25 protein-coding genes and 1 pseudogene are annotated in these 21,623 nt (G+C 60.8%); 16 read left to right on the plus strand and 10 right to left on the minus strand.

Translation table 11 applies throughout. The features are described 5' to 3' along the window. The first annotated feature begins 150 nt into the window (after positions 1-150). From ccoG to EN807_RS22050, 6 genes are all read left to right on the plus strand, one after another. Complete coding sequence (ccoG, locus tag EN807_RS22025) at positions 151-1,710, plus strand: cytochrome c oxidase accessory protein CcoG (RefSeq protein ID WP_135936655.1); 1,560 nt, start codon at positions 151-153, stop codon at positions 1,708-1,710. Continuing rightward, positions 1,707-2,204, plus strand: a complete 498-nt coding sequence (locus EN807_RS22030) for a FixH family protein (protein WP_135936656.1) — start codon at positions 1,707-1,709, stop codon at positions 2,202-2,204. Before ccoG ends, EN807_RS22030 begins: the two co-directional genes overlap by 4 nt. Next, positions 2,201-4,483, plus strand: a complete 2,283-nt coding sequence (locus EN807_RS22035; RefSeq protein ID WP_135936657.1) for a cation-translocating P-type ATPase — start codon at positions 2,201-2,203, stop codon at positions 4,481-4,483. Before EN807_RS22030 ends, EN807_RS22035 begins: the two co-directional genes overlap by 4 nt. After that, positions 4,480-4,635 carry a cbb3-type cytochrome oxidase assembly protein CcoS gene (ccoS, locus tag EN807_RS22040; RefSeq protein WP_065012099.1) on the plus strand — a complete coding sequence of 52 codons (156 nt, stop codon included), beginning with the start codon at positions 4,480-4,482 and terminating at the stop codon, positions 4,633-4,635. Before EN807_RS22035 ends, ccoS begins: the two co-directional genes overlap by 4 nt. Before the next feature lie 221 nt (positions 4,636-4,856). Further along, positions 4,857-5,963, plus strand: a complete 1,107-nt coding sequence (nirK, locus tag EN807_RS22045; RefSeq protein ID WP_135936658.1) for a copper-containing nitrite reductase — start codon at positions 4,857-4,859, stop codon at positions 5,961-5,963. 51 nt (positions 5,964-6,014) lie between these two features. Beyond that, the gene (locus tag EN807_RS22050) at positions 6,015-6,887 is read left to right on the plus strand and encodes an SUMF1/EgtB/PvdO family nonheme iron enzyme (protein WP_135936659.1); all 873 of its coding nucleotides are present in this window, start codon (positions 6,015-6,017) and stop codon (positions 6,885-6,887) included. A 58-nt stretch (positions 6,888-6,945) separates the two neighbouring features. Here the strand turns inward: EN807_RS22050 and EN807_RS22055 are convergent, their stop codons facing one another. Together EN807_RS22055 and EN807_RS22060 are read right to left on the minus strand one after the other, a co-directional pair. After that, complete coding sequence (locus EN807_RS22055; protein WP_135936660.1) at positions 6,946-8,121, minus strand: NnrS family protein; 1,176 nt, start codon at positions 8,119-8,121, stop codon at positions 6,946-6,948. 103 nt (positions 8,122-8,224) lie between these two features. Further along, complete coding sequence (locus tag EN807_RS22060; protein WP_065012095.1) at positions 8,225-8,662, minus strand: pseudoazurin; 438 nt, start codon at positions 8,660-8,662, stop codon at positions 8,225-8,227. 150 nt (positions 8,663-8,812) lie between these two features. Between EN807_RS22060 and EN807_RS22065 the strand changes: the two genes are divergently transcribed. After that, on the plus strand, positions 8,813-9,514 hold the full coding sequence (locus EN807_RS22065; protein WP_135936661.1) for a Crp/Fnr family transcriptional regulator: 702 nt from the start codon (positions 8,813-8,815) through the stop codon (positions 9,512-9,514). A 3-nt stretch (positions 9,515-9,517) separates the two neighbouring features. Here EN807_RS22065 and EN807_RS22070 read toward each other — a convergent pair whose 3' ends face one another. The 4 genes from EN807_RS22070 to EN807_RS22080 all read right to left on the minus strand — a co-directional run bounded on the left by EN807_RS22070 (position 9,518) and on the right by EN807_RS22080 (position 11,037). Then, on the minus strand, positions 9,518-9,760 hold the full coding sequence (locus EN807_RS22070) for a DUF1858 domain-containing protein (RefSeq protein WP_189522541.1): 243 nt from the start codon (positions 9,758-9,760) through the stop codon (positions 9,518-9,520). Between the two features lie 74 nt (positions 9,761-9,834). Next, the gene (locus tag EN807_RS35655; RefSeq protein WP_189522542.1) at positions 9,835-9,978 is read right to left on the minus strand and encodes a hypothetical protein; all 144 of its coding nucleotides are present in this window, start codon (positions 9,976-9,978) and stop codon (positions 9,835-9,837) included. A gap of 71 nt (positions 9,979-10,049) precedes the next feature. Continuing rightward, complete coding sequence (locus tag EN807_RS22075) at positions 10,050-10,511, minus strand: Rrf2 family transcriptional regulator (protein WP_135936662.1); 462 nt, start codon at positions 10,509-10,511, stop codon at positions 10,050-10,052. 61 nt (positions 10,512-10,572) lie between these two features. Further along, positions 10,573-11,037, minus strand: a complete 465-nt coding sequence (locus tag EN807_RS22080) for a group III truncated hemoglobin (RefSeq protein ID WP_135936663.1) — start codon at positions 11,035-11,037, stop codon at positions 10,573-10,575. A gap of 217 nt (positions 11,038-11,254) precedes the next feature. On the opposite strand from EN807_RS22080, the pseudogene EN807_RS36715 reads away from it, so the two are divergent. Next, positions 11,255-11,510 (plus strand): annotated as a pseudogene (locus EN807_RS36715) (cytochrome c4); the annotation flags it as partial. Between the two features lie 43 nt (positions 11,511-11,553). Here the strand turns inward: EN807_RS36715 and EN807_RS22085 are convergent. Both EN807_RS22085 and EN807_RS22090 read right to left on the minus strand, forming a co-directional pair. Next, entirely contained in the window at positions 11,554-11,823 is a 270-nt protein-coding gene (locus EN807_RS22085; protein ID WP_135936664.1) for a DUF6455 family protein, read from the minus strand. A gap of 139 nt (positions 11,824-11,962) precedes the next feature. Beyond that, complete coding sequence (locus EN807_RS22090) at positions 11,963-12,775, minus strand: universal stress protein (protein WP_135936740.1); 813 nt, start codon at positions 12,773-12,775, stop codon at positions 11,963-11,965. A 290-nt stretch (positions 12,776-13,065) separates the two neighbouring features. On the opposite strand from EN807_RS22090, the gene EN807_RS22095 reads away from it, so the two are divergent. Together EN807_RS22095 and fixJ are read left to right on the plus strand one after the other, a co-directional pair. After that, the gene (locus EN807_RS22095; RefSeq protein ID WP_246684287.1) at positions 13,066-14,553 is read left to right on the plus strand and encodes a PAS domain S-box protein; all 1,488 of its coding nucleotides are present in this window, start codon (positions 13,066-13,068) and stop codon (positions 14,551-14,553) included. Further along, positions 14,543-15,157: a response regulator FixJ gene (fixJ, locus tag EN807_RS22100; RefSeq protein WP_135936665.1), complete on the plus strand. Its 615-nt coding sequence runs from the start codon at positions 14,543-14,545 to the stop codon at positions 15,155-15,157. Before EN807_RS22095 ends, fixJ begins: the two co-directional genes overlap by 11 nt. On the opposite strand, the gene EN807_RS22105 is transcribed toward fixJ, so the two are convergent. Beyond that, the gene (locus EN807_RS22105; protein WP_348640257.1) at positions 15,154-15,426 is read right to left on the minus strand and encodes a hypothetical protein; all 273 of its coding nucleotides are present in this window, start codon (positions 15,424-15,426) and stop codon (positions 15,154-15,156) included. The two genes, fixJ and EN807_RS22105, sit on opposite strands and share 4 nt — an antisense overlap. A 133-nt stretch (positions 15,427-15,559) precedes the next feature. On the opposite strand from EN807_RS22105, the gene EN807_RS22110 reads away from it, so the two are divergent. Beyond that, positions 15,560-16,006 (plus strand): pyridoxamine 5'-phosphate oxidase family protein, encoded by a 447-nt coding sequence (locus tag EN807_RS22110; RefSeq protein ID WP_135936741.1) that lies wholly within the window; start codon positions 15,560-15,562, stop codon positions 16,004-16,006. An 83-nt stretch (positions 16,007-16,089) separates the two neighbouring features. On the opposite strand, the gene EN807_RS22115 is transcribed toward EN807_RS22110, so the two are convergent. Then, a complete protein-coding gene (locus EN807_RS22115; RefSeq protein WP_135936666.1) occupies positions 16,090-16,923 on the minus strand; it encodes a universal stress protein in 834 nt (277 codons plus the stop codon). A gap of 169 nt (positions 16,924-17,092) precedes the next feature. Here EN807_RS22115 and EN807_RS22120 point away from each other — a divergent pair, with 169 nt between their 5' ends. The 5 genes from EN807_RS22120 (at position 17,093) to EN807_RS22140 (ending at position 21,550) form a co-directional block, all read left to right on the plus strand. Further along, positions 17,093-17,494, plus strand: coding sequence for a cytochrome c (locus EN807_RS22120; RefSeq protein ID WP_065012089.1), 402 nt, complete (start codon positions 17,093-17,095; stop codon positions 17,492-17,494). 38 nt (positions 17,495-17,532) lie between these two features. Beyond that, positions 17,533-19,104: a bifunctional aminoglycoside phosphotransferase/ATP-binding protein gene (locus tag EN807_RS22125; protein ID WP_135936667.1), complete on the plus strand. Its 1,572-nt coding sequence runs from the start codon at positions 17,533-17,535 to the stop codon at positions 19,102-19,104. A 104-nt stretch (positions 19,105-19,208) separates the two neighbouring features. Then, the gene (locus EN807_RS22130; RefSeq protein ID WP_065010722.1) at positions 19,209-20,462 is read left to right on the plus strand and encodes an MgtC/SapB family protein; all 1,254 of its coding nucleotides are present in this window, start codon (positions 19,209-19,211) and stop codon (positions 20,460-20,462) included. A gap of 82 nt (positions 20,463-20,544) precedes the next feature. Next, positions 20,545-20,931, plus strand: a complete 387-nt coding sequence (locus EN807_RS22135; protein WP_128341569.1) for a hypothetical protein — start codon at positions 20,545-20,547, stop codon at positions 20,929-20,931. A gap of 31 nt (positions 20,932-20,962) precedes the next feature. Next, entirely contained in the window at positions 20,963-21,550 is a 588-nt protein-coding gene (locus EN807_RS22140; RefSeq protein ID WP_135936668.1) for an NAD(P)H-dependent oxidoreductase, read from the plus strand. Positions 21,551-21,623: the final 73 nt, after the last annotated feature.

Genomic DNA, 21,623 nt, shown 5'->3' on the forward strand with positions numbered 1-21,623 from the left:
CTGCATTCCGGCGTTCGCGATTGACTTGCATCAACGCGCAGCAGGCCGCCCTGCGGCAAGCCTTGTTCAACGCGGCATTTCGCGCACCGGCCGAAGAACGAAGTCCGACTGCGCGCGCCGAAATCATAAGCTGCGCGACTGGAGTTTCTCGTGCTGGATAATACGCAGATAGAACGGCTCGAAGCCGAGGCGGTCAACTCCGCCACGGTCCGCCAGCCGCTGTATGCACCGCGCAAGAAGATCTTTCCCAAGCGCGCCTCGGGCAGCTTTCGCCGCTTCAAGTGGCTGGTGATGGCGATCACGCTGGGCATCTACTACCTGACGCCCTGGCTGCGCTGGGATCGAGGTCCGTTTGCTCCCGATCAGGCCGTGCTGATAGATCTTGCCAACCGCCGCTTCTATTTCTTCTTCATCGAGATTTGGCCGCAGGAATTCTTCTATGTCGCCGGCCTTCTCGTTATGGCCGGCATCGGCCTTTTCCTGATCACATCCACAGTTGGCAGAGCCTGGTGCGGCTATACCTGTCCGCAGACCGTATGGGTCGATCTGTTTCTGGTTGTGGAGCGCGCGATCGAGGGAGATCGCAATGCCCGCATGAAACTCGACGCCGGACCGTGGACCGCGCGCAAGCTTGTGCTGCGGGTATCGAAACACGCGATCTGGCTGGCCATAGCGGCAGCGACCGGCGGCGCCTGGATCTTCTATTTCGCCGATGCGCCATCGCTGATTGGCGAGGTCTTCGCTGGCACCGCTGCGCCGGTCGCCTACATCACCATCGGCGTGCTGACGGCTACCACCTACACATTCGGCGGGCTGATGCGCGAGCAGGTCTGCACTTATATGTGCCCGTGGCCGCGCATCCAGGCGGCCATGCTCGACGAAAATTCGCTCACCGTGACCTACAATGACTGGCGCGGCGAACCTCGCTCGCGGCACGCCAAGAAGGTCCAGGCCGCGGGGCAGCCGGTCGGAGACTGCGTCGATTGCAATGCCTGTGTCGCCGTCTGCCCGATGGGGATCGACATTCGCGATGGCCAGCAGCTCGAATGCATCACTTGCGCGCTGTGCATCGATGCCTGCGATAGCGTCATGGACAAGCTCGGCAAGGAGCGCGGGCTGATCTCCTATGCGACGCTGTCCGATTACAACGCCAACATGGCGGTGGCGACAGCAGGCGGCTCTTGCTCGGTGAACCCGTCGCTCGTCCGGACCGACGGCGGCGCTTTCTCCGACAGGTTAGCCCATTTCCATATCCGCAAGATCTTTCGGCCGCGCACCTTCATCTACATGGGTGCATGGTCGGCGGTCGGCATTGCGCTGCTCTATTCGCTGCTGACGCGCGACCGGCTCGAGGTCAATGTTCTGCACGACCGCAATCCGCAGTTCGTCACGCTGTCCGACGGTTCGATCCGCAACGGCTACACCGTCAAGCTGCTCAACATGATCCCCGAGCCAAGGACGATCGTTGTCACCATGCAGGGCCTGCGGGGAGCCGAAATGAGCGTCGTTGGTATCGACCTTCCCGCAGACCGGTCCTTCGCCGTCGCGGTCGAACCCGACCGCCTGAAGATGCTGAGGGTTTTCGTGCGCCAGCCGGCGGACCAGGTCGGAAGCGCAACACAAACCTTCAAATTCCGTGTCGAGGACCAGGCGAGTTTCGAAACGGACGAATACACCGCCACCTTCAATGCCCCGGAGATCGCCAGATGAGCGCCAGTACGCAAAGAACCCGCGAATTTACCGGCAGGCACATGCTGACCACCATTCTCGCCTTTTTTGGTGTGGTCATCGCAGTCAATCTGACGATGGCGACATTCGCCAGCACAAGCTGGACCGGCCTTGTCGTCGAAAACACCTATGTGGCCAGCCAGCAATTCAACCAAAAGGCCGAGGAAGGGCGCGCACAGGCGGCGCTCGGCTGGACTGGCAAATTGACGATCTCTTGGGGCGAAGTCCGCTATAGTCTCAGCGATGCCGCCGGCAAGCCGGTTCCCTTGCGTAGTGTCAAGGTGCTGTTTCGTCATCCCGCCTACGAGGGCGCGGACCAAGCCATCACTCTCGCCGTTGCCTCGGGCCAGGAATTTGCCGCGCAGCACACGCTAAGGGATGGCGTCTGGATCGTCGAAGTCGACACCGATGCCGGTCTGGCAGAGCCTTATCGCGACGTTCGCCGGATCATGATTTCTCAGGGAGCACTGCAATGAGCTGCTGTGCGCCGGGCGCTGAAATGGCGCTGGATCTGGGCGGAGCGACATCCAGCTTGCCATCGAGCCAGGAGATCAGGTTGGCAAGCCGCTCGCTTGACGATGACCTTCGCCAGACCGATCTGTCGGTACCGACCGTCCACTGCGCGGCCTGCATCCAGGCGATCGAGACGGCTCTCGGAAAGCTCGATCGCGTCGAGGGCGTTCGGGTCAACCTGTCGACGAGACGGGTATCGATCCGGTGGCGTGGGGATGAGGTTCCGCCATTCGCCGCCGCGCTTGGTCGGCTGGGCTACCCGGCGCATCTGTTCGACCCGCAGGTTGGCGAGAAGGACAAAACGCTTTCGGAGCTGATCCGGGCCGTCGCGGTTGCCGGCTTTGCTGCGGGCAACATCATGCTGCTTTCCGTCTCGATCTGGTCAGGCGCTGAAGGCGCGACGCGTGACCTGTTCCATTGGGTCTCGGCGCTGATCGCCATCCCGGCGCTCGCCTTCGCCGGCGGCATCTATTTCCGCTCGGCATGGAATGCATTGCGTCACGGTCGCATGAACATGGACGTGCCGATTGCGGTTGGCGTTTCGCTCGCCTACGCAATGAGCCTCTACGAGACCATCAACCATGGCGACCACGCCTATTTCGACGCGTCGGTGTCGCTGCTGTTCTTCCTGTTGATCGGCCGCACGCTGGATCACGTGATGCGCGAGCGTGCCCGGACCGCCGTGAACGGCCTGTCACGGCTCGCGGCGCGGGGCGCCATGGTGCTGCGCGAGGATGGTTCGCGCGATTACCTGCCGGTTGAGGAGATCGAACCCGGCTTGCAGCTGCTGGTCACCGCCGGCGAAAGGATTCCCGTCGACGGCAAGATCATTCGAGGCTCTTCCGATCTCGACTGTTCACTGGTTTCCGGTGAAAGCACACCCAGAACCGTGTCGTCAGGGGAAACCGTGCAGGCCGGCACGCTCAATCTCACAGGCCCGCTGATCATCGAAGCAACAGCCGCCGCAAGGGATTCCTTCCTGGCCGAGATGGTCCGGCTGATGGAAGCCGCCGAGGGCGGTCGCGCGCATTATCGCAGGATCGCCGACCGCGTTTCAGCGCTCTACGCTCCAGTGGTTCATCTGACCGCCTTGGTGACGTTCCTTGGCTGGATGGCGGCTACCGGCGATTGGCACCAGGCAGTAACAATCGCCATCGCCGTTCTCATCATCACCTGCCCATGTGCGCTCGGTCTCGCCGTGCCGATCGTGCAGGTGGTCGCTGCGCGGCGTCTGTTCGAAAGCGGCATCATGGTCAAGGATGGTTCGGCCATGGAGCGCCTGGCGGCGATCGACACGGTGGTGTTCGACAAGACAGGAACGCTTACGCTCGGAAAGCCCCGGCTCGTCAACGCGTCGTCCATCGATCCGGCCATGCTGGCTATTGCAGCCGACATGGCCGTGCATTCCCGCCATCCATTCTCAAGGGCCATAGCCGGCGCTGCGGGCTTTGCTGCTCAGCCGAAGCTCGAGTCCGTCAGCGAGCACCCTGGTTTCGGGATCGAAGCTACCGCCATGGGAAGCACCTGGCGGCTTGGCCGGCGCGGCTGGGCCGGGTGGAAGGCCCGAACCGCCGGCGAAAGCGGATACGGCGGAACGGTTTTGACCAAAGATGGGATCATTGTCGCGTCCTTTGTCTTCGAGGACGCGCTGCGTTCAGACGCCAGAGCGGCCGTCGAGCAATTGAACAATGCCCGGATTTCCGTGGAAATGCTGTCGGGCGATATCGCAGTTGCCTGTGGCGAAGTCGCGGAAATGTTGCGTATCGACCGCTTTGTCCCGGCGCTGCTTCCTTCGGGTAAGGTCGAGTATATCGAAACGCTGTCGAAGGACGGCCACAAGGTGCTGATGGTTGGCGACGGTCTCAACGACACCCCTGCGCTGGGCGCGGCACACGTCTCGATCGCTCCAGCCACGGCGGCCGACGTCGGCCGCAGAGCAGCGGATTTCGTGTTCCTGCGCGAAAGCCTTTCGGCAGTACCCCTTGCCCTCGACGTCTCGCGAAAGGCAGGACGACTGATCCGGCAAAACATCGCCATCGCAATCGTCTATAACACCATCGCCGTGCCGATCGCCATCCTGGGGCACGTCACGCCGCTGATCGCGGCAATCGCGATGTCGGCTTCGTCACTGCTTGTCATTGGCAATGCGCTGAGGCTGCAAGGCTTTGCCGCGAGCCCATCCGAGACGGTTCGTACGCGCGGCAAACGTTCCAGTATCGGCGCATTGGCACGATCCTCATGACGACGCTTGTCTATCTCATACCCGTAGCTCTTTTTCTCGGCGCGCTAGGTCTGTCCGGCTTCCTGTGGGCCTTGAGGAGCGGTCAATACGAGGATCTCGACGGAGCTGCCGAGCGGATCCTGATCGATCGGGACGAAAAGCTAGACAACTGATCGGAGCCAAGTGCGGATAGCGGCGCTGGTACGGAAGACTTCGCCACTGCATGTGTCTGGCTCGAACATAACCCAAAACTCGAATAACGCGCAAGATTGCCGTATCCCAGTCTATCTCTCGCCAAGATTTAACTCCTTCAATTTGCGCCAACGCAAAGAAACACTGCGACTGGTCAGGTAAATTCTACTCATCCGCAACGATTGATAGATAGGAGACTGACATGTTCACGCGACGCGAAGCCCTCTTCGGAGCAGCCATCGGCGCTGCCGCCGTGGCGGCGATGCCGGCATTTTCCGCAACGTTCGCCCCGGCAGACATCGGGGCGCTTGCCCGCGAGAAGGTCAAGCTCGTGGCACCGCCGTTCGTCCATCCGCACGATCAGGTCGCCAAGGGCGGCCCGAAGATCGTCGAATTCACCATGACGATCGAGGAGAAGCCTGTTGTCATCGATGCCGACGGCACGACGCTCAATGCGATGACCTACAACGGCTCTGTTCCCGGCCCGCTGATGGTTGTGCACCAGGACGACTACGTCGAACTGACGCTCATCAATCCGGACACCAACACGCTCGCCCACAACATCGATTTCCATGCCGCAACCGGGGCGCTGGGCGGCGGCGAACTCACGCTGGTCAATCCTGGCGAGCAGGTGACCCTGCGTTTCAAGGCTACCCGCTCGGGAACGTTCGTTTATCACTGCGCGCCCGGCGGCTCGATGATCCCCTGGCATGTCGTATCCGGCATGAGCGGCGCGATCATGGTCCTGCCGCGAGATGGTCTGAAGGACGACAAGGGAAAGCCAGTCGAATACGACAGGATCTTCTATATCGGCGAAAACGACTTCTATATCCCGCGTGACGAGAACGGCAACTTCAAGAGCTATGAAACGGCCGGCGACGGTTACGACGACATGATGAAAGTGATGCGCGGATTGATCCCGACACATGTGGTGTTCAACGGCAAGGTCGGTTCACTGACCGGCGACAATGCGATGAAAGCGAAAGTCGGCGAAACAGTATTGATCGTCCATTCGCAAGCCAACCGCGATACTCGCCCGCACCTGATTGGCGGTCACGGCGACTACGTCTGGGAAGAGGGCAAATTCGCCAACACGCCGGCTAAGGATCTGGAAACCTGGTTTATTCGCGGCGGATCGGCTGGCGCGGCGCTCTACACTTTCCTGCAGCCGGGCGTCTACGCCTACGTCAACCACAATCTGATCGAGGCTGTGGAACTCGGAGCGACCGCCCATTTCACGGTCGAGGGCGAGTGGAATGACGACCTGATGACGCAGGTCGAGGCGCCTAAAGCCATCGTCACGAACTGACGACACCGCAATTACCCGGACAGCGTCGCTGTCCGGGTCCGGACAAAAGCCATGCCGCTCTCCATCCTGAAGGTTGCCTCGATCGCCATCGCGGCCGCAACGGTTCCGATGGGCTTGTCCCAACTCGCGGTCGGCTGGAGCGGACATCGACAATCCCACCCTGTCGCCATCACGGTCACCTTACCTCCCGGTTCGATCACCTATTCCCTGCCGGGCGAGTTCCTGCGGGGCGAACACCCGCAAGCCAATCCCCGCCTCAAGCGACGGTTCAACAATCCCATCGAAATCATGACCTATCAGGTCAGCGTGGCCGACTATGCTGACTGTGTGAAGGCCGGTGCCTGCCAGTCGCCACAGGAGGCACGTGAGATCCCGCCCAATGCGCCGGTGACCGGAGTGAGTTATCTCGATGCCAGCGCCTATGCCCGGTGGTATTCTCAAGCGACCGGCGATTACTGGCGGCTGCCTACAGACGAGGAATGGGCCTTTGCGGCAGCAGAGCGCTTCAGAGGCGGATTTGAGGGGATACAAGCCGACGCCAACAACCCCGCCAAGCGTTGGCTTGCTCGCTACAAGGCCGAGGCCCAACTCGATCGCAGCCCGGACCCCTTGCCGAGGAGCCGAGGCTCCTTTGGCGTGAACTCCCGTGGCCTCGCCGATCTTTCCGGCAACATCTGGGAGTGGACATCGACATGCTACGTCCGCGCAACGCTGGCGGCAGATGGAACTGGTGTTGCGAGTTCAATCGACAATTGCGGCGTCCATGTCGTCGAGGGCTTTCACCGGACCTACATGTCGAACTTCGTCAGCGACGGCAAAAGCGGGGGCTGTGCCGTCGGAACGCCTCCCGACAATCTGGGATTCAGGTTGGTGCGGGACCGACCGGGGTGGAGGAAGCTGATCCTCGGTTACCTCGGCATCTGACAAATAGAGGCAGTTCCACAGGTTCGGTCCTACCGTCGCGGGCCTGCCGCCGCCCGCTTCACCCCGCCCTTGGCGTCATCAATGCGGTTCCGTAGACCAGGATGAAACCGGCAAATGCCGCCACCCATGCGGCGCCGGCCAGATGGATCACCCCGTCATCAGGGACGAAGGCGCCCAGGATTCTCAATGAGCTCGCGAGAAGGATGGCCGCGAAGACAAACGACGTTCCTCTTCCTGCCTTGAGCTCGCGCCCTGTATGTCCGAGCGTTGCGCGGGCCATTACAGCAAGAGTCATCGAGCCTATCGCGCCGGCACCAAGGGCGTGGAACCCTGCCGCCGCGGGCACGGCGTCGGGAAAGAAAATCGAGGCCGAGACCAAGGCAAGACCGACTGGCACAAAGGCATATGCGGCATGGAGCACAAGCACGAGCGGATCCCGTGTGGTGCGCTCTCCTGCCCAGCGCGACAAACGACATGCCTGGCAGATTGCGGCGGCGGCGATGAGCAGTCCTGAGGTGCTGCTGTCCGGGATGACCGTCCATGCACCCAGCGCGGCGACGGAGATGGCTATCGATGCCATGTCGAAGCGATCGAAAGGCGCCGGAAGCCTGCCGGGGTTTTCGCGGACGAGCCAGTTGCGCGTGAAGCTCGGAATGATGCGCCCGCCGATGAGCGAGATGAGGATGATCGCCGCGGCGATGCCGAGCCTGCGGCTGACGTCCGATGTGCCTTGAAGCTGCGCCTCGACATGGAACGCGCCATTGGCGCAGGCCAGAACGGCCAGCGGCAGCAACACTTTGAGATTGCGCCAGTTCCGTCCCGCCACGATTTCGCGAGCCGCCGCCGCGCTGACCGCAAGCAGAAAAGCCACGTCGATCACAGCTGCTGCTTCCCAACCGATATCCGCCGAGAAGAAAACGGCGGCGCGCCCGGCAATCCACAGGACAACGAGTGCCAGCAATGGTGGACCTTGCACGGGTAGCCTGCCGGTCCAGTTCGGGATGGCGGTCAGCAGGAACCCGGTAACGATCGCCGGCAGGTAGCCGAACAGCATCTCATGCACATGCCAGTCGACGGGAACAAACGCGCTGTGAGCATCGAGTTCACCCGCATACATCGGCAGCCAAAGCATGACGGAGAGCCCGGCATGGAGCGCGCCGAGGAAAAAGAAAGGCCTGAATCCGTAGGAAAGAAACGCAGGCCCGGAGTAGGCCCGCAGACGTGGAATTCCCATAATTTGTGTCTCCAGATGAAAGAGGGCCGGATGAACCGCCGCCCCCGGTCCGTCCGACCCAACCTGCCCCACAGCGGGCAGGCATGGCTGTATGGGAGTTTGATCAGTTGGCCGGAACCTGGCTGAGCAGGTCCGCGAACACCTTCTTTGCTTTTCCGCTATGCTTGACCGCCGTGGCTGTATCGAGGTTGACCGGCTTGCCTACAGCGATCAGCGCGACCATGCCCATGCCGTAGTGAGGTGCGCATTTGACGCCGTAGACACCCTCCTGGGTCAGCGTAACGGTGACTTCCTCGTTCATTTTTCCCTTGAACGGTTCTGCACCATCCGGAACCATGCCTTTGATCGACTGGGCGTCGTGGGTCTTATCGGTCGGTACGAACTTGACGGTGTCACCGGGTGCAGCCTGGACGAAGGCCGGCTGGAAGACCATCGCGCCATTTTCGCCCTTGTTGAGCATCTGCACCACGTGCTCTTCCGCGTTTGCGCCGCCGGCGAGCGCGAGGATGGAGATTGCGGCAGCCAGGATGGAGAGTTTCATCGATTTGTCCTTTGTTTCGTCGTCGCGGCATTTGGCCGTTCGATGCCATTTAGCCTGATCTGCCCCGAGAGAATTTGCGCTGGCGCAAACTCGGGGTAAGAAGGTCTCCCGCACGACTGATGCGGAACCGTAAGCCGTGAGGACATCTGCTTGGCTGCGCTGGACCGATCACTGATATCGCGGCTGCCCCTCTTCCAGGGGATGGCGCCTGAAGAGCAGAGCGAGATACTCCGAAGCGCTCGATCGTCCCGCTATGCCAAGGACTCAGCGATCTTCGAGCAGGAAACCAAGGCCCATTCGTTCTTCGTGCTGATCGCCGGGCATATACGCGTCGTCCGCACCACGCCGGACGGACAGCAGGTCATCGCCAGATACATCAGTGAGGGCGAAATTTTTGGCGTCGCCGCGGCTCTCGGCCGGACGACCTATCCCGCTAGCGCCATCGCGGCGGTGGACTGCGTGGTGCTGGCCTGGCCCAATGCTCTTTGGCCGGAACTGGCGCGCCGGTTCCCAGTGTTTGGGGCAACCACATACCGGACGGTTGGGAACAGGCTGCAGGAGACGCAGACGCGGGTAGTGGAGATATCCACGGAACAGGTGGAGCAGCGGGTCGCTCACGCGCTGTTGCGGTTGGCGAACCAGACTGGCCGAAAGACCGACAGCGGCATCGAAATCGACTTCCCGATTTCAAGGCAGGACATTGCCGAAATGACCGGGACGACCCTGCATACCGTCAGCCGGTTGCTCAGCAAATGGGAAGAGAGTGGGATAATTGTCAGTGGACGCCAGAAAGTCACGGTCAAGGATGCGCACCGGCTTGTGGTCCTCTCAGAGAGCCGAACCAAGGGCTGACTGTCACCTGCCCGCTCGAACAGCCGATTCCAGATCCACCAGGAAGTCGGCCTCGTTGACCTGATGCTCCCGGCACGCCTCGGCAACGGTATGAAAGGTGCCGATCGGGCAGCCGACGCAAAGCATCCTGTATCTCAGCGCCACAGCCACCGTTGCCGGCCATTTCCTCATGATCTCGTCGACGACCATGTCGGGATTGATGAAACTGCGCTCCTTCACGACGAAGTCTCCGCGATTGCGAAGCATCTTCATAGCTCCAACCGACCGCCACCTTCGTTGCGCTTTCGCAACTTGATGAGCGGTTTGCGGCTGATTGCGAACTAGACAAACGTCATGACGGCGATCGCACCGACGACGATCAGAACGAGCCCGCCAATCAACATCGGGAGCAGCGTGTTGTCCAGGTCGATGCCCGACTCGAAATGGTTGGCTGTCGGCGTATCGTCCTTCTTTGGCTCAGTCATGGCTCGTCTCCATTGAAGAAGGGGATATGTAGAGGGTGAATCACGTGGCGTTGGGGTTGTAGGTGCAGGCCTTATCCGCCGTTTAGCACCACGCCGGAGCTGCGGGACGGAGACGGCCCGCCGAGGAAGTCCTGGGGCATCAGGGCGACGTCGGCCAGCGTGTAACGGTCAAGGATACTCTGGAAGGAGGTTATCGCTTCGCCAAACATGCCTGAAAGCTTACAGCAGCCAGTGAGCACGCATTGATTTCCAGTGGCGAAGCATTCCACAAGCGCGAAATCCGGCTCCGTCAGCCGTATGACATCGCCGATCCGGATCATCTCGGGCCGGCGTCCGAGGGCAAGCCCACCCGAACGGCCGCGGGTCGCTTTCAGGTAGCCGCTGCGCGTCAATGTGTTGGCGACCTTGTTGAGGTGCGTCCTGGACACGTTGAAGGTGCGAGCGACTTCCTCGATCGTGATCAGGCGGTCGCCGGCGGAGGCCGCATACATCAGCATCCTCAACGCATAGTCAGAGAAGTTGGTCAGCCGCACGAGTGATTCCTCCGATGAATCGCGGCGCCTTTATAAACGCCACGCACAGGCCACCCCGGCATCACAGGTCTTTCTCGGCGATCGGTTCTAAGCCCATCGTGGTCTCGCCACGGCTGAAGGCGACCGCGAGACGGAAACTGTGAGCGATGCGCAGCGCGCGATCCATGAACAGCGCCGCAACCTCGGGCGCGCAGATGCGACGCACCGTTGCGCGAAACAGCTTCAGCCAACGCCGGAAATGCGCCTCGCCAAGGCCGGAAATCGCCAAGTGTGGCGGCAATGGGCGGCCTTCATAACGGGACGACCGGAGCAGCGTAGCGGACCAGAAGTCGCACATCTTCGCCAGATGGCGCGGCCAGTCGTTGGGCTCGATCCTGTCACGAAAAATTGGGCCGAGAAGTTCGTCGCGGCGAATTTCGGCATAGAAGCCGTGAACCACACAACGGATCATGCCCTCGTCAATCACGTCTGGCAACGGGGCACCACCGATGATGATCGTTCTCTTGCTCCGACCATTCGCAGTCATGCGCATGCTCTTGGATTTCGAAGGCCCAAAGACCTCAAGGGGATTCCCACACTCATACAGCTCCGCAACGCGCCGAGTGAAGTCGCGTCCACGACAGCGATCGGTGCATTTGCTTTCAAAGGAGGCCTTCGTCGGTATGGGTTCAGAATCGCACCTTAAAGAACATTATCAATATATCTTTAATTGGCAACCTTGCTGATGTCCGCAAAACCGCACGTATCACCCCGCGCAAGAACTGCCTGCGCCTCGCATTGTCGTTAACGGCGCGCCTTTGCGGGCATCGCTCCCTGGTTCCTGCCATGGCAGCCTTGATAGCAAGAGCGGGCAGCCCGTGGCTTGAGGGCCGGTCGGCTGTTTACATGAGAGCGGAGTTGCAGGCATTCGCGGGCGGTATGCGCCGGAACGGCATCAGCGGGCAGACGCGACACATTGCGCGAACAATGACCGCCCAGGAAATCGACGAAGCTGCAGCACGCGACCTTGGCGACACTAACAGTAGTACGCCCGCACGACGCTCTATCGTTGGCCGGCTGCGTGCTGCAGCCGTGCGATCAGGTCGCGGTTGCGGCAATAGTCTGGCGGATCATCGGCTTGCTGGTGTTCATCGAGCCAAGTCGAGCATTCGTCCTGATGGCCGCAGGAGCGGCAGCGGTCCACCGCCCGGTTGGTGACCGCTACATAATCCGGCACGACTTTCAATTGTCTGTCGACGCCGAGCTTCCGCATCATGCGTCCCATCAGGGCGGTTCTGGCGTCGACTGAAATCAGGTAGTCGAGAAAATTCACGTGGGTCACTCCTGTTTCTCGGCCGATCATTGCCATGTCGGCGGCCGCTGCATTGATCTCGGTCAATCGGACCCGTCGGGACCATGGGTCTGGCGTGAACGCCGCAAGTGGCGGACTTGAAGTTCTGATTGACCGGCGGTCAATACGACATGAGGCGGTTGATGCTGCTCTCTTCGATCAGCGTACGCGTGACGCCGCCGAACGCCCATTCGCGCAGGCGGCTGTGACCATATGCTCCGGAGACGATCAGGTCGGCATGGATCGAGCGCGCGAATGTCAATAGTCGATCGCCGTCAGCCTCGCCGCGGATCAGTTCGGTTCGCGCCGTAATGCCGTGATGTTCAAGATAAACCGCGACGTCGGCGAGGCTGTCACGGATGTTGTCGTCGCAATCGCTATCGATTGTGACGATGACCACTTCGTTGGCCTTCGCGAGAAAAGGCAGTGCATCCGCCATCGCCCGTCGCGCCTCCCTGGTGTCTTTCCAGGCAACAAGCACGGTTTTTGCCATGACATGTTCGATATTACTTGCCGCGACGAGGACTGGCCGGCCTGTACCGAGTGCAAGGCTCCCGATATCCACGGCGCGGTAGACATTTTCTCCCTGCTCGCCGCTGGTAACGATGAGGTCGGCCGCTCGGGCGGAAACGCTGAGGAAGCGGGTTGGACTACTGACCGCTTGCCCCCATTCACGGCTGACCGAAGCCGGAACCAGCCTCTCGAATTCGGCGCGCAGCTCGGCAAGCCGCTTTTCGATCTCGGTCCGCTGGATTTGCATGATCTCACCTTCGTAGACCATGCCGTCGCCGGTCGCGACGAGCGGCGGGACATCCGCTGCCGCCAGGCCGATAAGATGGGCTCCAAACCGTTCCGCAAGCTCGACCCCCAACTTCACCATGGGTGCAGGAGGTGCATCTACTGCAAGGTTCACGATAATTGACTTGTAGGACATTGCGGACGCCTTTCGCTGGAGCGTTTGAATGCGATGATGAAGTGCATCCGCCGGCACTCGACGCCTTGATGCGAGTCAAAACACCACCTACCAGTCGATCACGACTCTCTGGCTTGATCGGTTTTGCATTGCGGGAGGAGATGTGCAGGAAGAAAGATGAATGATAACTAGACTGCGTTGCGGGTTCCCCGATCAAAGGACTTCATTTGGACGACAAACAAACACGTGACTTATCAACCGGCGCTCGCGGTGAAGGGCCGCCCACGGCCGATCACGACCGGCTCTCCCTGATGTTCGAGCGGGCCCCGGGGTTCATGACCTTGATGCGTGAGCCGGGTCATCTCTTCGAATTGACCAATGCCGCCTATCAGCGCCTGATCGGTGAACGGCAGGTTATTGGAAAGTCGGTACGCGAGGCCCTGCCCGAGCTTGAAGGCCAAGGCTTCTATGAACTGCTGGACCAGGTATACGCAACTGGTGAACCCTATATTGGCCGGGGGGTGAAAGTCGCTCTTCGCAACAAGGATGACGAGCCGACCGAAGAGCATATCCTCGATTTCGTCTATCAGCCCATCAAGGCCGACGATGGCCGCGTCACCGCTATCTTTGTCGAAGGCACCGACGTCAGCGAGCTTTCCTATGCAAACGCCGCCCTTCGATTGCGCGAAGATCATTTGCGCTCGATCCTGGCGACGGTGCCCGACGCAATGGTCGTCATCGACGAACAAGGCCGTATTCAGTCCTTCAGCACGGCTGCCGAAACACTGTTCGGTTACCAGTCCAGCGAAGTCCTCGGTAAAAATGTCAGTCTGCTGATGCCGTCGCCCTATCGCGAAGAGCATGACGCCTATCTGCACCGCTACCTGACGACCGGAGAGCGCCGGATCATCGGGCTCGGCCGCACGGTCACCGGAATGCGCAAGGACGGCTCGACCTTTCCCATGGAACTTTCGGTCGGTGAGATGCATCCCGGGACCGGCCGCTTCTTTACCGGCTTCTGCCGCGACCTGACCGAACGCCACAAGGCAGAAGCCAGAATACAGGAGCAGCAGCAGGAGCTTCTCCATATGGCGCGGTTTACCGCGCTCGGCGAAATGGCCTCGACGTTGGCACATGAGATCAACCAGCCGCTCACGGCCATTACGAATTACCTCAAAGGCAGCCGACGGCTTCTCGAAAAAAGCACTGATGATAATGCACCGATGCTGAGGGAAGCGGTTGAAAGGGCAGCCGACCAAGCCTTGAGGGCCGGAGATGTCATTCGCCATCTTCGGGACTTCGTCGCCAGAGGTGAGAGTGAGCGTCAGGTAGAACGCCTGCCGGCAGTCATTGAAGAAGCCTCCTCCCTGGCCTTGGTCGGGGCAAGAGAAATAGATGTGCGCGTCAGCTACAAGCTTGATCCGGCCGCCGAACTGGTCTTGACCGACCGCATCCAGATTCAGCAGGTTCTGCTCAATCTGATGCGAAACGCGGTGGAAGCCATGCAAGGAGCACCACGCCGTGAGCTGCACGTCACGACCGTCGCCCGCGATGACGGCATGGCCGAGGTGAGTGTGATCGACACAGGCACTGGACTAGCGCCGGAAGTCTCTGCCCAGCTTTTCCAACCATTCGTCACCACCAAAAAGCAGGGCATGGGCGTTGGCCTCTCCATTTGCCGAACTATCGTCGAATCGCACGGTGGTCACATCTGGGCCGAGGCAATGCCCGCTGGAGGAACCGCTTTCCGGTTCACCCTGCGCATCGTGCAGAAGGAAGAAGTCGACAATGGCCGGTAACGATCTTGTGCATGTGGTCGACGACGACGTCGATGTTCGCAAGTCGCTTGGTTTTCTTCTGGCGACGGCTGATTTCGCTGTACGCCTATACGAATCGGCGACAGCTTTTCTGGCCGCAGCGACGGGCAATCTCGACGGCTGTATCGTGACGGACGTTCGCATGCCCGGCATTGACGGGATCGAGTTCCTGCGACAGCTCAGATCCCGCGGACATTCGCTTCCGGTCATTGTCATGACTGGTCATGCCGATGTTGCGCTCGCCGTTCAGGCGATGAAAGAAGGTGCCGCCGATTTCATCGAAAAACCTTTCGACGACGATATTCTGATCGATGCGATCCGCTCTGCGTTGGAGAACCGCAACCAGACGAATGCAACCCATCCCCAATCCGCAGAAGTCCATGGACGTCTGTCGACACTGTCGGAACGGGAGCGGCAGGTGCTGGATGGGCTTGTATCAGGTCTGCCTAACAAGACGATCGCCTATGACCTGGGCATCAGCCCGCGCACGGTCGAAATCCACCGCGCCAATGTGATGAGCAAGATGGGTGCGAGCAGCCTGTCGCATCTCGTGCGCATGGCGTTGGTCGTGGAATCCAGACACTAAATAGAGCCACCGATAGGTCTATCGTTGCTCGTCGGCACGCTCTCCGACTGCCAATCGCGCCAGTGGGTCGGGTGGATGTCGACACGCGCGCCGGTCGCTGCGTTCTTCCAGCCTTCTCGGCGCTTTACACAGGGAAATACAAGCGCATGCTCGCCGTCCTCATCGAAGACGGCGAGTTCGAGATCACGATCGAACGGAGCGCTTAGGATTGGCTTCCACATCCTGTCATGATCCCTGCAAGTGCCATGTCGCGCCTTGATCTGAATCATTTCCGAAGTCGCCTAATGCGAACTCTTCCTGACAGCGTGTCGATGCCGCCTGTGACGAGCCGAGTTCTTGATCGCGATCAATGACCGCCATGGCGGGAGGAATATGGTCCGGTCAAAACAGGAGATCGCACCGATGCGGGTCCGCACACTTTCTGCCTTGGAATGTACGAGATTGCTGGCGGCCAATCGTGTCGGCCGCTTGGCATGCACGAAGGACGGGCAACCCTATGTCGTGCCGATATACTACGCTCACGCCGACAACCAACTTTATGCGTTCTCCATTCCGGGCAAGAAGATCGACTGGATGCGAGCCAATCCGCTGGTGTGCGTTCAGGTCGACGAACGCAGCGAAGGGAGGGGTTGGAGAAGCGTGGTTGTCGACGGCCGATACGAAGAACTGCCGGATCGGATCGGCTACAAGCTTCAGCGCGACCATGCATGGTCAGTGTTGAGCAAGCACGTCGACTGGTGGGAGCCTGGCGCCCTCAAGCCGATCACGCCCGAGGTGTCGGTCGGCACGCCGCATGTGTTCTTTCGGATCCTGGTGCAGCAGGTGTCCGGTCGGGAAGCCGTGGAATAGTATCGTTTATTGGCCAGGACTGGCTAGAAAACGAGAGGGCCGGTGCATCGCGCTGGCCCTTCGTTTTGAGATCAGAGGTTTGTTCAACGCGCCACGAGAACGGGAAGCGACGGGCCGTCAAGCATTGACTTGGTGACGCCGCCGAAAATGCGCTCGCGCAGCCGCGAGTGACCATAGGCACCCATGACGACCAAATCGGCGGAAACATCGATTGCGTGCTGGCGCAGCACTTCTGCATCCGAACGGTTAAAACTCGGCAGCCGGTCGACCGTAACCTTCGCGCCGTGTCGCGCCAAGTAGGCTGCGGCATCGGCTCCGGGTTCAGCTCCGTGGTGGCCCTCGCCTTCAACAGGATCGATCAAGGTGAGGTGCACGTCGTTCGCGCCCACAAGGATATCAAGTGATTCCCGAACGACCCGAGAGGCTTCGATGCTTGAGTCCCAACCAACCAGAACATGCTTCGGCTTAAGGGTTGGAGAACTACCGTCGGGAACGAGCAGCAACGGCTTGCCTGACGAAAACAGCACCCCTTCGATTGTCTTGTCCCTCAAGGTCTCGTCAGCGAGCACATTGGGGCCGATAACCGTCAGATCCGCATAGCGGGCGCGGCGGCCAATGGCTTCGTCACCCCAGACAAGTTCGGAATATTCGCTGGAAACATCGACGGACAGCGCACTATTGGCGAGAAGTGCCGAGACCGCCATGGTCCTCGCCTCGAGCCGCTGCATGTCTCGCTCTCGCTCCTGCAACCAGACTTCGGAAACCACCTCGACGCCGACCAAAGGCATGGGCGCGGCAAACGCTGCGACGAGCACCGAAAGATGCGCGTCGACTTGTTCGCAAAGCTCGGCCGTAAGATTGATGTCGTTATTCCCGAAATCGGGCCCGGTGACGGTAAGTATCGTTTTGAAAGACATGGCGGCAGCTCCTGATCTGCGTCGAAATGCGACTGTCGCAGGAACTGTATCGGCACGGCCCTTGGTGAACTTTGCGTTGAATCAAGAAGCATCCAGCACGATTGATCCGGATCAACGTGCGTATGCGCTAGCGGAGTAAGCTTCCAGCGATCAATTGGTGAAGGCGGACATGAAACTCCATTTTATTGCTGCGGCCCTCGCCAACGCGACCTGCAATTCGGCCATCGCGCAAGAAATGAGCTATGGCCAGGCGGAGTATCTGAATTCTTGCGCCGTTTGCCACGGCCTGGAGGGCAAGGGTGATGGACCATTGGCCGACGAATTGTTGAAGCGCCCGGCCGACCTGACGCGTCTCTCAAAACGGAATGGCGGCGAATTTCCTTATTGGCTCGTTTTCGCAACGATCGACGGCCGCTCTATCGTCCCGGAGCATGGCGACCGTGAGATGCCCGTATGGGGCCGCCAGTTCCTTCCCGACGATGCAAAGAAATACGGCCCGAAAGCCGGAGAGAGCGTCACCGAGGAACGCATCCATAACTTGGCTGGTTACGTCCAGACGCTACAGCGGTAGGGACGAGTGAAAGGGCCGAAACAATCGGGGACCACGCGATGATCGTTGAAGACCAGGAATCCGTGACTTCCATGCTGATGAACCCCGCCACGTATGGCGGAAACGACGCGGTCGAAGCGATCGAAACGCATATCTCGCGTATCTTCCTGGTTGGGCGCCGTGCTTTCAAGATGAAGCGGGCGGTCAAGCTGCCCTATGTCGACTTCTCGACGGCCGCTCTCCGCCTTGCGGCGTGCGAGAAGGAGGTGGAGCTCAATTCGAAGACGGCGCCCGGCCTTTACCTCGGTGTGAGGCGCATAACACGACAAGCCGGCGACGGGCTCGCCCTGAACGGAGCCGGCGAACTGGTCGATGCGGTCATCGAGATGGTCCGCTTCGACCAGTCGAAGCTCCTCGACCGGATGGCCGTTGGCGGTGACCTAACGCCTGCGCTGATGACGGGTGTCGCGCGCATGATCGTCCAATATCATCGCGATCATCGCGGTGTACCGCAGATTCACGACGGCAGCGGCTCGTCGAACCTGGCAGATGTGCTCGATATAAACGAAGCTGGCTTTGCCACCAGCCGTGTTTTCGAGCAAGCAGAGATCAAAACACTCACCGAGAGCTTTCGCACCGCGCTTGAACGTCATTCCGGGCTGCTCGACCGACGCGAGGCAGCGGGCAAAATCCGACGCTGCCACGGAGACCTGCATCTGCGCAACATCTGTCTGATGGACGGCGAGCCGCGTCTTTTCGACTGCGTCGAATTTAATGATCAGATCGCCAGCACCGACGTGCTCTACGATCTTGCCTTCCTGCTGATGGACCTCTGGCACCGCGGCTTTCCCGATCTGGCCAATCTCGTGATAAATCGGTACCTCGACGAGGCTGACGACGAGGACGGTTTCGCCCTCCTGCCTTTCTTCATGGCCGTGCGGGCCGCGGTGCGCGCGCATGTCACCGCGACGCAGGTCGAGGAAGGTACTGCCGATTCAGCCAGGCTGGTTGCCGAAGCCAGATCTTATTTCGCACTGGCCCAGGAGCTTCTCCGGGAAATGCCCCCTCGCCTGATCGCGATCGGCGGCTTGAGCGGTTCCGGCAAGACCACCATCGCCGAGCTACTCGCCGCACATATCGGCGCTCCGCCCGGCGCGCGCATTGTCGAGAGCGACCGCATCCGCAAAGCGATGCATGGGGTGCCCGCCCAAGCCAGACTGCCGGACAGGGCTTATCGACCGGAGGTCTCCGAACGCGTCTACCGCGAAATGGCATGGCGCGCCGGCCTGATCCTCTCCGAAGGCGGTTCGGTGGTTGCCGATGCCGTCTTCGACAGACCGGCGGACCGTGACCGGATCGAGAAGGCGGCAAGCAGCAGAGGGGTCACCTTTGCCGGATTCTGGCTCGAGGCAGATCCACTTCTTCTCTGGCGACGGATCAGCGAGCGAAGGGGCGGTCCTTCCGACGCCACTGTAGATGTCCTTTCTCGGCAATTGCATAGAAATGCCATCCAGTCTGCCTGGCACAAGATCAACGCCGACCAGAAGCTCGGCCACATCGCCAGAGAGTTGGTGAGCTATTCGGAGGCGACCGCCTCGATGAAGGTCGATCCGCTCAAGACGGCATCCTGAACTGCCGGCGGCCAATTCAGCCGAGTTCCAACGTCGCCAATGATAGACCCGACTCGCTGGGATGATGGCTTACCAACGGCCGCCGCCTGAAAGAGCGCAAGATCATGGATTCCCTCATCTTCCGGCTCGGGCTTGCCCTGGCAATCGGCCTCCTCGTCGGATTGGAGCGCGGCTGGCGCGAACGGGATGCACCCGAAGGCAGCCGGACGGCCGGTATCCGCACTTTCGGAATTTCAGGGCTGCTCGGCGGTGTGATCGCGGCACTGGCCGATGCACTTGGCGCGGTCTCTGTGTTGGTTGGTGGCTTCACCGTCTTTGCGGCGATCTTCGCTTTCTACAAGGTGCGTGAGGCAGCCCATGATGAGGATTTCAGCGTTACGGGGGTAATTGCGGGCCTTGGCGTGTTCGCGCTCGGTGCGCTCGCCGTCGTTGGTGACTATCGAGCGGCAGCGGCCGGCGGGGCGGCGCTTGCAGCGGTCCTTGCCAGTCGCGGGATACTGCACGGCCTGTTGAAGCGGCTCACCTGGATCGAACTTCGTTCGGCACTGATCCTGGCGGTGATGACCGCGATTGTCCTGCCGCTGCTGCCAAACCGGACGCTTGACCCATGGGGCGGTTTTAATCCCTGGGAGGTCTGGTTTCTCACGGTGCTTATGGCGTCGATATCGTTCGCCGGTTATGTCGCCATTCGCATCCTGGGAAACACGCGTGGCCTCCTCGTCAGTTCGCTCGCCGGCGCCATCGTATCTTCCACCGCCGTGACCTTGGCGCTTGCCCGCAGCGCGACATCGGCAAGCAATCCACTGCCGCTCGCCGGAGCGGCTTCGCTGGCGGCGATGGTCTCAGTGCTGCGTGTTTGCGTTGTTGTTGTGATCATTGAGCCAAGTGTAGCTCCTGCGGTCGTTATCCCGGCGATTGCCGCAGCGATCACATTCGCGCTTTGTGGGGCGTTCCTGATGGCTCGCAACAGCAGGGAAAGCGAGAATAAAGCGCCGACGCGCAATCCTTTCGAGTTGGGTCCGTTGTTGCTCTTTGCCCTGCTGTTTGCCGTCGTCGCCACCGCCAGCGCCGCATTGGCGGCTCAGTTCGGCGGGCGCGGCCTGCTGGCGAGTTCGGCATTTGCAGGCACGTTCGATGTCGATGTCTCGGTTCTCGGCGCATTGCGTCTGGTCAAGCAATCTGTCGCCCTCGAGACGGTGGCCCAGGCCGTGCTTGCCGCGCTGGCGGCGAATGCGATCGGCCGCGTGTCTCTGGCAGCGTTCGCCGGACCGGTCCGGTTCTGGCTGCCTCTGGTTGGCGTGACCCTGATCGCTGCGACGGCCGGGTATTGCGCCATGGCGTTGCTGCCAGCTTTCTGACGGCTCCCGCATCGAAGGACTTGATGCGGATCAAGGCCAGATCCTGCCAGGGCGCTATAAAACTCCGACAAAGGAGTAAGCCATGACAAGCTTGAAAGACCTCAGCGCGAAATTCCGGCACATCCGATTGCTGCTTGCCCGCGAAAAGGGCCATCCCACGGGGGATCACGAGGAAGGCTATGACGTTCTCGCCCCCTTGGACAGCGATGGCCGGATCGACGCACACGAGTGGAAGGAGCATCGGGGCGCTTGTCGTGTCCGTCGCTTTCGTACCGGTGAAGACGACCTGATCGGCCGTTTGCGGCGTAAGCCCGGCGGACAGTGGTATTTCGACTATGCCGAAGGCGACCGCGACGACGATATCGGCTTCCATCTCGGTGACGAACGTTTCGTGACCGGTGAATACGTGTCGATCGAACGCAACGGAGCCATGCACACCTATCAGGTGGCACGGGTCGAGCGGCCTTAGCGTTTCAAACGAGACGCCTCGGGAGCAACTCATGTCGCGACGCATCCTGGTTGTGGTCGGCCATCCTGACCCGTCTCCGGACCGGCTCTGCCGCGGCCTTGCGAAGGCCTATGCCGAGGGCGCGGAACGGGCGGGACATGTCGTGCGGCAAATCGATCTGGCAGGGCTCGATTTTCCTATGCTGCGTACGATGCAGGAGTTCGAACACGGCGCGATACCCGACAGCCTCAAGGATGCCGCCGAAGCGATCGTCTGGGCGGAGCACATCGTGTTTGTGTTTCCGCTTTGGCTCGGAACCATGCCGGCCTTGCTCAAGGCTTTTCTGGAACAGGTCATGCGGCCGGGAACGGCCTTTGCCTACCCGGACAATGGCGGCTTCCCCAAGACACTGCTTCGCGGCCGCTCCGCCCGTATGGTGGTGACGATGGGCATGCCCTCCATTTTTTACCGGCTTTGGTTCCTCAGCCACGGCATTGCGGGCATGCGGCGGAGCATTCTGCGCTTTGCCGGCATCAGCCCGGTGCGCGAAACCCTGTTCGGCATGGTCGCGGGCGCCAGCGATGCGACGCGGGCGAAATGGCTCGGACAAATCCGCAAGCTCGGTGAGCGGGCCAGATAGTCCGGTTGGAGTCGATCACGGCACCAGGACGGCACTTTGCCGCCCTTGCGCACAGCACGCAACGCGATCGGGA

Source organism: Mesorhizobium sp. M5C.F.Ca.ET.164.01.1.1, from assembly GCF_004792125.1.
GTDB lineage: Bacteria > Pseudomonadota > Alphaproteobacteria > Rhizobiales > Rhizobiaceae > Mesorhizobium > Mesorhizobium wenxiniae.

What these genes read in the sequence shown, in the direction of transcription:
- EN807_RS22115 (WP_135936666.1), bottom strand. Translation starts at nt 16,923, where the DNA reads ATGTCTTTCAAAACGATACTTACCGTCACCGGGCCCGATTTCGGGAAT.
- EN807_RS22080 (WP_135936663.1), bottom strand. Translation starts at nt 11,037, where the DNA reads ATGACTGCGAATGGTCGGAGCAAGAGAACGATCATCATCGGTGGTGCC.
- EN807_RS22110 (WP_135936741.1), top strand. Translation starts at nt 15,560, where the DNA reads ATGCGGGTCCGCACACTTTCTGCCTTGGAATGTACGAGATTGCTGGCG.
- nirK (WP_135936658.1), top strand. Translation starts at nt 4,857, where the DNA reads ATGTTCACGCGACGCGAAGCCCTCTTCGGAGCAGCCATCGGCGCTGCC.
- EN807_RS22060 (WP_065012095.1), bottom strand. Translation starts at nt 8,662, where the DNA reads ATGAAACTCTCCATCCTGGCTGCCGCAATCTCCATCCTCGCGCTCGCC.
- EN807_RS22120 (WP_065012089.1), top strand. Translation starts at nt 17,093, where the DNA reads ATGAAACTCCATTTTATTGCTGCGGCCCTCGCCAACGCGACCTGCAAT.
- EN807_RS22035 (WP_135936657.1), top strand. Translation starts at nt 2,201, where the DNA reads ATGAGCTGCTGTGCGCCGGGCGCTGAAATGGCGCTGGATCTGGGCGGA.
- fixJ (WP_135936665.1), top strand. Translation starts at nt 14,543, where the DNA reads ATGGCCGGTAACGATCTTGTGCATGTGGTCGACGACGACGTCGATGTT.
- EN807_RS22130 (WP_065010722.1), top strand. Translation starts at nt 19,209, where the DNA reads ATGGATTCCCTCATCTTCCGGCTCGGGCTTGCCCTGGCAATCGGCCTC.
- EN807_RS22140 (WP_135936668.1), top strand. Translation starts at nt 20,963, where the DNA reads ATGTCGCGACGCATCCTGGTTGTGGTCGGCCATCCTGACCCGTCTCCG.
- EN807_RS22095 (WP_246684287.1), top strand. Translation starts at nt 13,066, where the DNA reads ATGTTCGAGCGGGCCCCGGGGTTCATGACCTTGATGCGTGAGCCGGGT.
- ccoS (WP_065012099.1), top strand. Translation starts at nt 4,480, where the DNA reads ATGACGACGCTTGTCTATCTCATACCCGTAGCTCTTTTTCTCGGCGCG.
- EN807_RS22125 (WP_135936667.1), top strand. Translation starts at nt 17,533, where the DNA reads ATGATCGTTGAAGACCAGGAATCCGTGACTTCCATGCTGATGAACCCC.
- EN807_RS22050 (WP_135936659.1), top strand. Translation starts at nt 6,015, where the DNA reads ATGCCGCTCTCCATCCTGAAGGTTGCCTCGATCGCCATCGCGGCCGCA.
- EN807_RS22105 (WP_348640257.1), bottom strand. Translation starts at nt 15,426, where the DNA reads ATGATTCAGATCAAGGCGCGACATGGCACTTGCAGGGATCATGACAGG.
- EN807_RS22135 (WP_128341569.1), top strand. Translation starts at nt 20,545, where the DNA reads ATGACAAGCTTGAAAGACCTCAGCGCGAAATTCCGGCACATCCGATTG.
- EN807_RS35655 (WP_189522542.1), bottom strand. Translation starts at nt 9,978, where the DNA reads ATGACTGAGCCAAAGAAGGACGATACGCCGACAGCCAACCATTTCGAG.
- EN807_RS22055 (WP_135936660.1), bottom strand. Translation starts at nt 8,121, where the DNA reads ATGGGAATTCCACGTCTGCGGGCCTACTCCGGGCCTGCGTTTCTTTCC.
- EN807_RS22030 (WP_135936656.1), top strand. Translation starts at nt 1,707, where the DNA reads ATGAGCGCCAGTACGCAAAGAACCCGCGAATTTACCGGCAGGCACATG.
- EN807_RS22070 (WP_189522541.1), bottom strand. Translation starts at nt 9,760, where the DNA reads ATGCTTCGCAATCGCGGAGACTTCGTCGTGAAGGAGCGCAGTTTCATC.
- EN807_RS22090 (WP_135936740.1), bottom strand. Translation starts at nt 12,775, where the DNA reads ATGTCCTACAAGTCAATTATCGTGAACCTTGCAGTAGATGCACCTCCT.